The following is an 11,330-nucleotide window of genomic DNA, read 5'->3' as shown; positions in this document are numbered from 1 at the left end:
CGCTACCTGCGGGTTCGCTCGGGTTTTCCCGGGGTTCATTTGGGACGCCCTCTGCCATCCCGGCTCGTCAGCAACTAGATTCGGTTCATGGCGGACACAAAGCGCGAGATCGAGCGTAAGTACGAGTCCGACGAGAGCGGTCTGCCCGACCTGACCGGCGTCGCCGGCGTCCGGGCCGTCATCGACAAGGGCGTCGCGAACCTGGACGCCGTCTACTACGACACGCCCGACGAGCGCCTGGCCAAGGCCTCGATCACCCTGCGCCGCCGCACCGGCGGTTCGGACGCGGGCTGGCACCTGAAGGTGCCGGTCGCGCCCGGGGTCCGCGACGAGATCCACGAGCCGCTCTCCGACACCGTGCCGCGCACCCTCGCCGGCCTGGTCCGCTCCCGGGTCCGCGAGGCCGAACTGCTGCCCGTGGTCCGGCTCCGCTCCGACCGGGACCTGCGCCACCTCGTGGACGCGGACGGCGCGCTGCTCGCCGAGGTCAGCGTGGACGCCGTACACGCCGAACGCCTCGCCGACGGCGGCGGCACCGCCCAGTGGACCGAGATCGAGGTCGAACTCGCCGACGACGGCGACCCGGCCTTCCTCGACAAGGTGGAGAAACGGTTGCGCAAGGCGGGCGTACGACCGTCGTCGTCCGCGTCGAAGCTGGCCAGAGCGCTTGCGGAGACCGCTCCGAAGAAGTCCAAGAAGCGCAAGGCGCCCCCGGCCCCCGAGGAACCCCGGACCGCGGGCGACCACGTCCTCGCCTACGTCCGCGCCCAGCGCGACGCGATCCTCGAACTCGACCCCGCCGTACGCCAGGACGCCTACGACTCCGTGCACCGCATGCGGGTCGCCACCCGCCGGCTGCGCAGCACCTTCCGCTCCTACGGCAAGGTGCTCGACCGCACGGTCACCGACCCGGTCGGCGAGGAACTGAAGTGGCTGGCAAGCGAGTTGGGCGTGGACCGGGATCGGGAAGTGATGACCGAGCGCCTGACGACGGTCCTCGCCGAGCTGCCCCGCACGCTCGTCTCCGGCCCGATCCGCACGCGGATGCGCACCTGGGCCAACGCCCGGCGCGGCGGCTCGCGCCGGCGGCTGATCGGCGTCCTGGACTCCAAGCGGTATCTCGCGCTGCTCGACACCCTGGACGCGCTGGTGGCCGAGCCGCCGCTGCTGCCCGACGCGGCCGGCAAGCCGGAGAAGGTGATCGGAAAGGCCGTACGCAAGGACTTCGGGAAGGTCTCGGCGCTCGTCGAGGAGGCGATCGGGGCCCCGCCCGGCGCGGACCGCGACCTCGCGCTGCACGAGGCCCGCAAGAAGGCCAAGCGCACCCGGTACGCGGCCGAGGCGGCGAGCCCCGCGCTCGGCGCTCCGGCCCGTGGGCTGGCCAAGTCCATGAAGTCGCTGACCAGCCTGCTCGGCGAGCACCAGGACAGCGTCATGGTCCGCGAGACCCTGCGGGAGCTGTCCGCGGTGGCGCACGCGGCCGGGGAGAGCTCGTTCACGTACGGCGTGCTGTACGGGCGGGAGGAGCAGCGGGCGGCGGCCGTGGAGGCCGCGCTGCCTGCGATGTGGGAGGAGATCGGGTCCGGGGTGTCCGGCTGAGCCGTACGGGGGACCTCCGGGATCGCGTTAGTCTGGATGGTCACCCGTCCGTTCAGTACCGCTCACGAAGGTTCGCGAGATGCCTGCCGAAGTCGCTGCGGCCGCAGAGTCCGTGTTTCCGCAGCTCGAAGCCCTGCTCCCGCATGTGCAGAAGCCGATCCAGTACGTCGGAGGCGAGCTCAACTCCACGGTCAAGCCGTGGGAGTCGTGCGACGTCCGCTGGGCGCTGATGTACCCGGACGCGTACGAGGTCGGCCTGCCCAACCAGGGCGTCATGATCCTCTACGAGGTCCTGAACGAGCAGGAGGGCGTCCTCGCCGAGCGCACGTACAGCGTGTGGCCCGACCTGGAGGCGCTGATGCGGGAGCACCGCGTCCCGCAGTTCACGGTCGACAGCCACCGCCCGGTGGGCGCCTTCGACGTGTTCGGGCTCTCCTTCTCCACCGAACTCGGCTACACGAACATGCTGACGGCCCTGGACCTGGCGGGCATCCCGCTGGAGTCGAAGGACCGCACGCTGGACGACCCGATCGTGCTGGCGGGCGGCCACGCGGCCTTCAACCCCGAGCCGATCGCGGACTTCATCGACGCGGTGATCATCGGCGACGGCGAACAGGCCGTCCTCGACATGACGAAGATCATCCGCAACTGGAAGGCGGAGGGCCGCCCCGGCGGTCGCGAGGAGGTCCTCTTCCGCCTCGCGAAGACGGGTTCGGTCTACATCCCGGCGTTCTACGACGTCGAGTACCTGCCGGACGCCCGTATCGCGCGCGTGGTCCCCAACAAGTCGGGCGTCCCGTGGCGGGTGTCGAAGCACACCGTCATGGACCTCGACGAATGGCCGTACCCGAAGCAGCCGCTGGTCCCGCTCGCCGAGACGGTCCATGAGCGCATGTCGGTCGAGATCTTCCGCGGCTGTACCCGCGGCTGCCGCTTCTGCCAGGCGGGCATGATCACCCGCCCGGTGCGGGAGCGGTCGATCACGGGCATCGGCGAGATGGTCGAGAAGGGCCTGAAGGCGACGGGCTTCGAGGAGGTGGGCCTGCTGTCGTTGTCGTCGGCCGACCACTCGGAGATCGGCGACATCGCGAAGGGCCTGGCGGACCGTTACACCGAGGACAAGATCGGCCTGTCCCTCCCGTCGACCCGCGTGGACGCCTTCAACGTCGACCTGGCGAACGAGCTGACCCGCAACGGCCGCCGCTCCGGCCTCACCTTCGCCCCCGAGGGCGGCTCGGAGCGCCTGCGCAAGGTCATCAACAAGATGGTGTCGGAGGACGACCTCATCCGGACCGTCTCGACGGCGTACGGCAACGGCTGGCGCCAGGTGAAGCTGTACTTCATGTGCGGCCTCCCGACGGAGACAGACGAGGACGTCCTCCAGATCGCGGACATGGCGATGAACGTGATCGCCGAGGGCCGCAAGGTCTCCGGCCAGAACGACATCCGCTGCACGGTCTCGATCGGCGGCTTCGTCCCCAAGCCCCACACCCCCTTCCAGTGGGCCCCGCAGCTCTCGGCGGAGGAGACGGACGCCCGCCTCGCGAAGCTCCGGGACAAGATCCGCGGCGACAAGAAGTACGGCCGCTCGATCGGCTTCCGCTACCACGACGGCAAGCCGGGCATCGTCGAGGGCCTCCTCTCCCGCGGCGACCGCCGGATCGGCGCGGTCATCCGCGCGGTCTACGAGGACGGCGGCCGCTTCGACGGCTGGCGCGAGCACTTCTCCTACGAGCGCTGGATGCGCTGCGCCGAGAAGACGCTGCCCGCGTTCGGTGTCGACGTCGACTGGTACACCACCCGCGAGAAGACCTACGAGGAGGTCCTCCCCTGGGACCACCTCGACTCCGGCCTCGACAAGGACTGGCTCTGGGAGGACTGGCAGGACGCCCTCGACGAGACAGAGGTCGAGGACTGCCGGTGGACGCCGTGCTTCGACTGCGGGGTGTGCCCGCAGATGGACACGTCCATCCAGATCGGTCCCACGGGGAAGAAGCTGCTGCCGTTGACGGTGAAGCAGCCCGCGGGGTCGGGTGGCGGGCACTCGCACTGAGGTTCGCGCTGTGCCCGTGAGCGAAGGGGTCGTGCGGGGCGGGGTCGGGCGACCCGTCCGCCGGCTCCGGGGCGTCCGGTACATCGGGGCGCTGGTAGGCGGCCTCACGCAGGCTGAGGGTGATGTTCGGGGCGGCCTGGTCGGTCGGAGTCGACCGCGTCCGTGAGCCCCGGATCAACCCCTCCTCGGCCTGTCCGCCGAGTACGGCCTCGCTGATGTGCGCGGTGAAGTGGGGGAGAGGGGCTGCAGGCGCAGTCGTTGGCTCCCCGCCATCTCTCCCTGCTGTCCTGCCTCTTGTTCGACGGGCCCATGACCGTCGACGAACTGGCCGCTTTTCTTGGACACCTTGCGGGGGGCCCGGGGCCTGGTCGCGGGGGTGCCCGGAGGTCTGTCGGCTGACCTCCGGGCACCCCTGTTTTCGCGTGGTGTTCTCGTGTGGTGCGGAGGCTGTCACACCCCGCCGTTGGTGACCCCGGGCGACGGCTGCAGTGTCGGCTTGGTCCAGGGGTTGGGGTTGCCCGCGCTGTTGTTGCAGTTCAGCGTGGCGGGGTTGGTGCTGTTGACCTCGACACAGGTGGTCTCCCAGACCTGGCCCGTGGTCGTCATGACGTCGATCTTGATGGGCGCCCCCGCGTTGGCGCTGTGCCCGTTGATGGCGACTCCGCAGGGGAGGCCGGCCGCGTCGCCCGCCGGGTAGTTGGGGTGCGTGCTGAGGTCGGTCCAGAGGAAGTTGCGGGGGGTGGTGCCCCGGAGGTCGTGGATACCCACGTAGGTCTTGCCGCCGGTCAGCGCGGCTCTCAGCTCGAAGTTGTTCGAGTCCTGCTGGGCGTCGATGTCGGAGCAGGGGGCGGCGGCGCCTGTTGCCCCGGTCGCGCCCGTGGCTCCTGTGGCGCCCGTGGGTCCGGTCGGACCCGTGGGGCCGGTGGGGCCCTGCGCGCCGGTTGCGCCGGTGGCTCCGGTCGCACCGGGGGTGCCCCCGGAGGGGCCTGTGGGGCCGGTGGGGCCGGTGACACCCGGTGTGCCGGGCGTGCCTGCTCCGGTCGCTCCGGTCGCACCCGTCGGTCCCGTGGGTCCGGTCGGGCCGGTGGCTCCCGTGGTGCCCTTCGGGCCGGTGGGTCCGGTCGGTCCCTTGCAGTGGCCGTTGCCGCCGGCCTCGGTCACGCGGGACTTGTGGTGGTGGTTCGGCTTGCAGTGATCGCCGCCGTTGCCCGCGGCCGCTCTCGTCTGGTCGGTCATGCCGCGAGCGGCCGCGGCGGCCGGATCGACGACGCCGGCTGCCAGAACCAGCGACAGCGAGGCGACCATGCCCGCCTTCTTGAACCGGTCCCGGGCCAGCGGTCCCAGTGGCGCTGTGCGGAACTCAGGACTCATCCTCATCTTTGTGCTCCCTTTTCGACTGGTTCGGGTGATGTCCCGAATCCGAGTGCGAGTGCGAGCTTGACCTGAGCGGACCGGGGCGACCCGCGTAGTGGTCGGGAACGCGCCCGTTTGTCGTCGTATCGGACTAATCGGTGCGTTCTGATGGGGCATTTTTTACCTGTGATCACCTGTCCGGGCTAAGCCGCCGCTGTTCGGGGGCTCTCGGGAGTGGTCCTCCGCGTGGATGGACGGGCGGGGAGCCGGCGCGTGCCACTGTGGCGCGCGAGTTTCCGACGGGACGCCTGCGTCCGGGACGGGTGAGGCCGTGAAGCAGCAACAGACTCTCTGCCTGTGCATGATCGTCAAGAACGAGTCGCTCGTGATCGAGCGCTGTCTGGAGGTCGTCCGCCCGCTCATCGACTACTGGGTGATCTCCGACACCGGCTCCACCGACGGCACGCAGGACCTGATCCGCAAGGTGCTGGACGGTGTCCCGGGCGAACTCCACGAGGAACCCTGGGTCGACTTCGGCCACAACCGCACCCGGAACATCCAGCTCGCCCGCGGCAGAGCCGACTACCTGCTCACGCTCGACGCCGACCACGTCCTGCGGCAGGACGCCCCGCTGCCGCGCCTGACGGCGGGTTCGTACATGCTGCGCTACGACGGCCCCGGCACCCAGCACCGGTTCAAGCACCTGATGCGCGGCGACTGGCTGTGGCGCTACGAGGGCGTCACGCACGAGTACCCGTGCACCGACGAGCCCGACACCCAGGAGAACCTGGGCGCCCTCGTCATCGAGGACCAGGCCGACGGCGGTTGCCGCAGTGACAAGTTCGAGCGGGACGCGCGCCTGCTCCGGCGCGAACTGGACCGCGACCCCGACAACCCGCGCACCGTCTTCTACCTGGCCAACACCGAACGCGACCTCGGGCACGCGGAGGAGGCGATCGCCCTCTACGAGCGTCGCGCTCGGATGGGCGGCTGGGGCGAGGAGGTCTACTGCTCGCTCCTGGAGGCGGGCGTCCTGCGGGCGGAGCGGACCGACGACTGGCCGGGCGCGATGGACGCGTTCTCCCGGGCGTGGGACGGACGCCCTCAACGGCTGGAAGCCTGCTACGAGTTGGCGTCCCGCCTACGCCTCGCCGGCCGCTACCGCACCGCGTACGCCCTGCTCGGTGACGCGGTCGGCAGACCGGAACCCGACGACCTCCTCTTCACCAAGCCCTGGGTGTACCGATGGGGACTCCTCTTCGAGTTCTCGATCACCGCCTACTGGGTGGGCGAGTACGCGGCCTCCGTCGAGGCGTGCGACCGACTCCTGTCCCTGCCGGACCTGCCCACCACCGTCCGCCAACAGACCCTGGCCAACCGGGAGTTCTCCGCCCCGCACCTCACCACGATCCCCGCACGCAGACCGAAGGTCTCCCGGGCGGGCAAGGCGGCCAGGGGGAGGAAGAAGTAGGCGGCCGCTGCTTCTACTTGTCCGCCCGGTAGAGCTTGATGTCCCTGTTCACGAAGAGGTGCACATACCCGCACCGCCAGCAGATCAGCCCGGTGGCGTTCTCGTCGGCCCAGCCCAGCTTCATGAACTCCATACCGGTGCTGTTGAGCAGGACGCCCCGCTCGCGGAACAGATCCCCTTGGCAGACCTGGCAGTTGAGCCAGACACCGTCACCCAGTGCGGCGCGTACCGGTTTCGCCATCGCGTGAACTCCCCCGTTCTTGGCGTGTGTTGACCAAGACTACGAGGTGGCCGTGTGCAGGGCCCCGAGCCGGGCCAGGGACGTGGCGTCCTCCGTGTCCGGTTCGGCCGTGCCGACCAGCAGGCACTGGCCGGGGGCGCTCTGGACGTCGAAGGTCTGGTACGTGAGCGTGATGCGGCCCACGGCCGGGTGGTCGAAGGTCTTGGACTGCCGGCCCGGGCGGCTGACGCTGTGGTCGCCCCACAGGGCCGCGAACTCCTCGCTGTCGCTGAGGAGTTCGGTGATGAGCGCGGTGAGTTCGGGGTCGTCCGGGTCGTGTCCCGTGGCCAGACGCAGCGCCTCGGCCGAGCAGCGGGCCACGTGCCGCCAGTCGGCGAAGAGCTCGCGGGCGGCGGGGTCCAGGAAGAGCGTGCGGACCATGCTGCGGGGGTCCCCGAGGGGTGCCAGGAGCGCGTCGGCCAGCGCGTTCGAGGCGAGGACCTCCAGGCGCCGGTTGATGACGTACGCCGCCGCCGTCGGGAACGCGTGCATCAGCCGGAGCAGCGCCGGGTCCACATGGTCGGCCGCCGGCGCGGGGACGGGTCTCGGGACCAGGCCGGCCAGCCGGTACGCGTGCCAGCGGGCGTCCATGTCCAGGCACAGCGCCCGCGAGAGGGCGTCGACCACCTGGCCGGAGGGGCTGCGTTCCCGGCCCTGCTCCAGCCGGGCGTAGTAGTCGGCGCTCACCCCGGCCAGGACGGCGACCTCCTCACGGCGCAGCCCGGCGACCCGGCGCACCCCGGAACCCGGGAACCCCACCTCCGCGGGCGTCAGCCGGGAGCGCCGCGCCCGCAGGAACTCACCGAGCGCGTATCCGTCCCTACCGTCCATTCCAGAAGCGTACGGCGACCTCGCTCCCTGGGTGTGGCGCACCCAGGAAGGCCCGTCCTGCCGCTTCGGCGCGATCCCGCCGATGCTCGGAGGGCGCGGTGGAGCACCGCCGCGCGGATCGGTTTCCGCTGCCGCGAAGGGCTCCTCATGACCACCACCGTCCCGTCCACCTCCCGCACCGGCAAGGTCGTCCTCGTCACCGGCGCGAGCAGCGGTATCGGCGAAGCCACGGCCCGGCTGCTGGCCGCGGCCGGCCACCGGGTGGTGCTCGGCGCCCGCCGCGCCGACCGCGTCGCCGCCGTCGCCGAGGAGATCCGGGCGGACGGCGGCACGGCCGACCACCGCGAGCTGGACGTGACCGACCTGGCTGGCGTGCGGGCCTTCGTCGGGGCCGCGCGCGAGTCCTACGGCCGGGTCGACGTCCTGGTGAACAACGCGGGGGTGATGCCGCTGGCACTGCTGGAGGAGCTGAAGGTCGACGAGTGGAACCGCATGATCGACGTCAACATCCGCGGAGTGCTGCACGGCATCGCCGCGGTGCTGCCCGTGATGCGCGAGCAGGGCGCGGGGCACATCGTGAACGTGGCCTCCGTCGCCGGTCACCGCGTCGACCCCACCGCGGCCGTCTACTGCGCCACCAAGTCCGCCGTCCGCGCCCTCTCCGAAGGGCTCCGGCAGGAGAGTCGCGACCTGCGCGTCACCGTGGTCAGCCCCGGCCTCACCCGCAGCGAACTGACCGACGGCATCAGCGACTTGGGCATGCGCGCGGTCGCCGAGGACATGATGGGCATCGCGATCCCCGCCGCCGCGATCGGCGAGGCGATCGTCTACGCCGTCAACCAGCCCGCCGAGGTCGACGTCAACGAGATCGTCGTACGGCCCACGGCCCAGAGCTGAAGTCCCGGACGGGTCAGGAGAGTTGGCTCGCGGTCGCCGACGGAGGCGGGTAGCTCGGGTGCAGGGAGGTGGAGAGCGGGGCCAGGGTCGCGCACAGTGCCGTCGGGAACTTGGGCTCCGCGCGTTGTACCGCTGTGCAGCCTCCGGTCGAGCTCGCCGTGATCGTCTTCCAGCCGGCGGGTTCGGCGCGGAAGAACACGCGGTCGCCCAGGCGGGACGTGCAGCCGGACGGGGTCGCGGTCGTGTCGCCGCAGACCGGGCCCGTGCGCCAGGAGAAGTCGATGACCAGCCACTTGCCGTCGCAGTGTTCCGCGTCGCGGTAGCTGTGCTCGGGGGCGTCGGCCGCGATCATCGCCTGCTCGTACGAGGCGGTGGTGCAGCCGGTGGCCGGCGGGTTGCAGCCGAGTTCACCGCACAGACGCAGTGCGGGCAACTTGGCGCCGTCGGCGGTGAATTGGGTGTCCTGGTCCACGACCAGTTTCTGGTTGCCCAGGGGCTTGGGCAGCATGAGCCGCGTCGAGGCCGTACGTTCCCCGGTGCAGCCGGAGCTCCTGTCCCCCGACGGGGAGGAGTAGGTGATCTGGACCCACACGATGTTCCGCTCGGAGGCGGTGAGCGCGGCCTTGAGCGCCCGTACGCACGGATGCTTGCCGTCGGGCACCCGTGCGGTCAGGGTCAACGTGCGCTGATCCGCGGCGAGTTGGGCCGCGGTGACTGCGGAGGGCTGCATCGTGGTCCAGGAGATCGACGCGGCCGGTGTCGCTCCGCTCGCGTCACCGGCCACCTGCGTCCCGCAGCCGCCGAGAAGCAGTACGGCTACGGCGCAGAGGGCGGCGGCCACGGCCGCCCCGAGTGTTCTGTCTGGTCGCACGAGCGCTCAATCCCCCCGGATCGCACCGACGTCGACTCCGGGGCATCGAGCACCGGCATCAAGTACGGGGATCAATATAGGGAGTTCAGTGCGCGGCGACCCACTCGGCCACCGTCGTGACGTCCGCCTGCGTCGGGAACACCTTCTCCGTGAGGACCCGGTGCACCTCGGGGTCGTTGTCGAGACAGCCGTCGGACAGGACGGTGAGGGTGAAGTCCAGGTCGGAGGCCTGGCGGAGCGTCGACAGGACGACGCCGCTGGTGGCGATGCCCGTCAGGACCAGGTGGTCGATGCCGTTGGCCCGCAGCACCATGTCGAGGTCGCTGCCGGCGAACGCGCTGACGCGGCGCTTGGTGACGAGGATGTCGCCGGGTTCGGGGGCCACGTCCGGGTGGATCTCGTTGGCCTGGGCGGCGGCGGCCGGCAGCCGGACGCCCGCGAGCCTGCCGAACATCTTGTTGCGCGCGCTGACCTCCGGGGCACCGGGGCGGAAGCCGACGGTCACGTGGATCACGGGGACGCCGTCCGCGCGGGCCGCGTCGATCGCCTTGCGCAGGCGCGGCAGATAGGCCGGGTCGGGGTAGCGGTCGACGATGACGCGCTGAACGTCCATGACGAGGAGGGCTTGCTTGGACACCGTTGTCCTTTCGGACGGGAGGGGCGGACGGCGGGAGGGCAGGGCGTGAGAGGGCACACGTGAGTGGGGCACGCCTGAGCGCGGCGGGCTAAGTCATCACATGATTACTTGCTTAACGTAACCATGCCCTGTAGTCATGTCAACGAGTGATTACTTGACCTGCCCGAGGAGGCTGCCGGTGGAGACGAGCGAGGCCGACGGGCCCAGGCGGCGGGACGCGGCGGCGACCCGGCAGGCGCTCCTGGAGGCCGCGAGCAGCCGGTTCACCCGGCTCGGGTACGACCGCACGACACTGCGGGACGTGGCCGCCGACGTCGGGGTCAACCTGGCGCTCATCAAGCGGTACTTCGACTCGAAGGAAGGGCTCTTCAAGGCGGCGCTGGCGTCAACTCCCCGATTTCTGGGCCGGGACGAGAAGTTCCCGCAGGACCGGGAAGGCCTCGCCGAGGCACTGAGCCACCAGCTCTCCGCCGGTGCCTGGCCGGAGTTCGGCGAGCACCCCGTGCTGATGCTGCTGCGCGGCTCCGGCGACGAGCGCGTGGACGCGCTGCGCCACAAGGCCCTCGACGAGTTCGGCCGGCAGATCCTCGAGGCGTCCGGCGGGGGACCGGCGGGGGAGGACGACGACGAACGGCTGCTGCGGGCGCAGCTCCTGGTCGCGCTGGGCGTCGGCGTCGCCGTCGTACGGTCCGCCGTAGGGCTGCGGCCCCTGCGTGATGCGACCGCCGGTCAACTGGCCGCGCCCCTGCGGGAGATCGTCGACGCGCTGCTGGCGCCCCCTGCCGACGAGCGCTGAACTCCCGCACAATGCACGGGTGGACGACTTCGTGATCCGCCCCGCCGAACCCGCCCAGCTGGACGCCGTCGCAGAGCTGCGGTGGCAGTGGATTCTGGAGGGCGGCGGCCAACCGGTCACCGCCCGCGAGGAGTTCGTACGGCACTTCGTCGACTGGGCGGCGGAGCACGCCGGTTCGCACCGCTGCATGGTCGTCCTACGGGACGGCGCGGTCATCGGAATGGCCTGGCTGGCCGTGGTCCAGCGGGTACCGACGCCGCACGCCCTGCACCGGGCCTCCGGTGATCTGCAGTGCGTGTACGTGATCCCCGGCGAACGGGACAGCGGGGTCGGCGGACGGCTCGTGGACGCGGTGCTGGACCGCGCCCGGGAACTCGGCCTCGAACGCGTCACCGTCCACTCCTCGCCCCGGGCGATCCCCGCGTACGCCCGACGAGGCTTCGCCACCTCGCCCCGGCTGCTGCACACGCACGTCTCCCGCGCGGACTCCTGTCCGTGACCCATGAGGAGGGTGTCGTACCGCATCCGTACGGGGTGTTGAG

11 protein-coding genes and 1 pseudogene are annotated in these 11,330 nt (G+C 70.9%); 7 read left to right on the top strand and 5 right to left on the bottom strand.

All coding sequences use genetic code 11. From position 1 onward, the window contains the following. Positions 1–87: 87 nt before the first annotated feature. From SSP08S_RS00260 to SSP08S_RS63175, 3 genes and pseudogenes are all read left to right on the top strand, one after another. Positions 88–1,599, top strand: a complete 1,512-nt coding sequence (locus SSP08S_RS00260) for a CYTH and CHAD domain-containing protein (protein ID WP_019065561.1) — start codon at positions 88–90, stop codon at positions 1,597–1,599. 79 nt (positions 1,600–1,678) lie between these two features. Further along, the gene (locus SSP08S_RS00255; protein ID WP_019065560.1) at positions 1,679–3,652 is read left to right on the top strand and encodes a TIGR03960 family B12-binding radical SAM protein; all 1,974 of its coding nucleotides are present in this window, start codon (positions 1,679–1,681) and stop codon (positions 3,650–3,652) included. Between the two features lie 243 nt (positions 3,653–3,895). After that, positions 3,896–3,991, top strand: a pseudogene (locus SSP08S_RS63175) (MarR family transcriptional regulator); the annotation flags it as partial. Between the two features lie 111 nt (positions 3,992–4,102). Here SSP08S_RS63175 and SSP08S_RS63000 read toward each other — a convergent pair. Then, complete coding sequence (locus SSP08S_RS63000) at positions 4,103–5,029, bottom strand: hypothetical protein (RefSeq protein ID WP_245607807.1); 927 nt, start codon at positions 5,027–5,029, stop codon at positions 4,103–4,105. 307 nt (positions 5,030–5,336) lie between these two features. Here SSP08S_RS63000 and SSP08S_RS00240 point away from each other — a divergent pair, with 307 nt between their 5' ends. After that, positions 5,337–6,476 carry a glycosyltransferase gene (locus SSP08S_RS00240; protein ID WP_245607806.1) on the top strand — a complete coding sequence of 380 codons (1,140 nt, stop codon included), beginning with the start codon at positions 5,337–5,339 and terminating at the stop codon, positions 6,474–6,476. Between the two features lie 13 nt (positions 6,477–6,489). Here SSP08S_RS00240 and SSP08S_RS00235 read toward each other — a convergent pair whose 3' ends face one another. After that, complete coding sequence (locus SSP08S_RS00235; protein ID WP_019065557.1) at positions 6,490–6,717, bottom strand: hypothetical protein; 228 nt, start codon at positions 6,715–6,717, stop codon at positions 6,490–6,492. Between the two features lie 39 nt (positions 6,718–6,756). Beyond that, complete coding sequence (locus SSP08S_RS00230) at positions 6,757–7,587, bottom strand: helix-turn-helix transcriptional regulator (RefSeq protein WP_019065556.1); 831 nt, start codon at positions 7,585–7,587, stop codon at positions 6,757–6,759. A gap of 147 nt (positions 7,588–7,734) precedes the next feature. Here SSP08S_RS00230 and SSP08S_RS00225 point away from each other — a divergent pair, with 147 nt between their 5' ends. Beyond that, complete coding sequence (locus SSP08S_RS00225; protein WP_019065555.1) at positions 7,735–8,484, top strand: SDR family oxidoreductase; 750 nt, start codon at positions 7,735–7,737, stop codon at positions 8,482–8,484. Between the two features lie 13 nt (positions 8,485–8,497). On the opposite strand, the gene SSP08S_RS54615 is transcribed toward SSP08S_RS00225, so the two are convergent. Next, positions 8,498–9,325, bottom strand: a complete 828-nt coding sequence (locus SSP08S_RS54615; protein ID WP_019065554.1) for a hypothetical protein — start codon at positions 9,323–9,325, stop codon at positions 8,498–8,500. 115 nt (positions 9,326–9,440) lie between these two features. Next, positions 9,441–9,992 carry a cysteine hydrolase family protein gene (locus tag SSP08S_RS00215; RefSeq protein WP_019065553.1) on the bottom strand — a complete coding sequence of 184 codons (552 nt, stop codon included), beginning with the start codon at positions 9,990–9,992 and terminating at the stop codon, positions 9,441–9,443. 178 nt (positions 9,993–10,170) lie between these two features. Here SSP08S_RS00215 and SSP08S_RS00210 point away from each other — a divergent pair, with 178 nt between their 5' ends. Together SSP08S_RS00210 and SSP08S_RS00205 are read left to right on the top strand one after the other, a co-directional pair. Next, positions 10,171–10,788 carry a TetR/AcrR family transcriptional regulator gene (locus SSP08S_RS00210; protein ID WP_019065552.1) on the top strand — a complete coding sequence of 206 codons (618 nt, stop codon included), beginning with the start codon at positions 10,171–10,173 and terminating at the stop codon, positions 10,786–10,788. A 19-nt stretch (positions 10,789–10,807) separates the two neighbouring features. Continuing rightward, positions 10,808–11,287, top strand: coding sequence for a GNAT family N-acetyltransferase (locus tag SSP08S_RS00205; protein WP_019065551.1), 480 nt, complete (start codon positions 10,808–10,810; stop codon positions 11,285–11,287). Positions 11,288–11,330: the final 43 nt, after the last annotated feature.

It is taken from the genome of Streptomyces hokutonensis, assembly GCF_000376565.1.
GTDB classification, from domain to species: Bacteria; Actinomycetota; Actinomycetes; order Streptomycetales; family Streptomycetaceae; genus Streptomyces; species Streptomyces hokutonensis.
Note: the sequence above shows the minus strand (reverse complement) of the source record. Positions and strands in the feature narration are given on the sequence as shown.

What these genes read in the sequence shown, in the direction of transcription:
- SSP08S_RS00260 (WP_019065561.1), top strand. Translation starts at nt 88, where the DNA reads ATGGCGGACACAAAGCGCGAGATCGAGCGTAAGTACGAGTCCGACGAG.
- SSP08S_RS00255 (WP_019065560.1), top strand. Translation starts at nt 1,679, where the DNA reads ATGCCTGCCGAAGTCGCTGCGGCCGCAGAGTCCGTGTTTCCGCAGCTC.
- SSP08S_RS63000 (WP_245607807.1), bottom strand. Translation starts at nt 5,029, where the DNA reads ATGAGGATGAGTCCTGAGTTCCGCACAGCGCCACTGGGACCGCTGGCC.
- SSP08S_RS00235 (WP_019065557.1), bottom strand. Translation starts at nt 6,717, where the DNA reads ATGGCGAAACCGGTACGCGCCGCACTGGGTGACGGTGTCTGGCTCAAC.
- SSP08S_RS00230 (WP_019065556.1), bottom strand. Translation starts at nt 7,587, where the DNA reads ATGGACGGTAGGGACGGATACGCGCTCGGTGAGTTCCTGCGGGCGCGG.
- SSP08S_RS00225 (WP_019065555.1), top strand. Translation starts at nt 7,735, where the DNA reads ATGACCACCACCGTCCCGTCCACCTCCCGCACCGGCAAGGTCGTCCTC.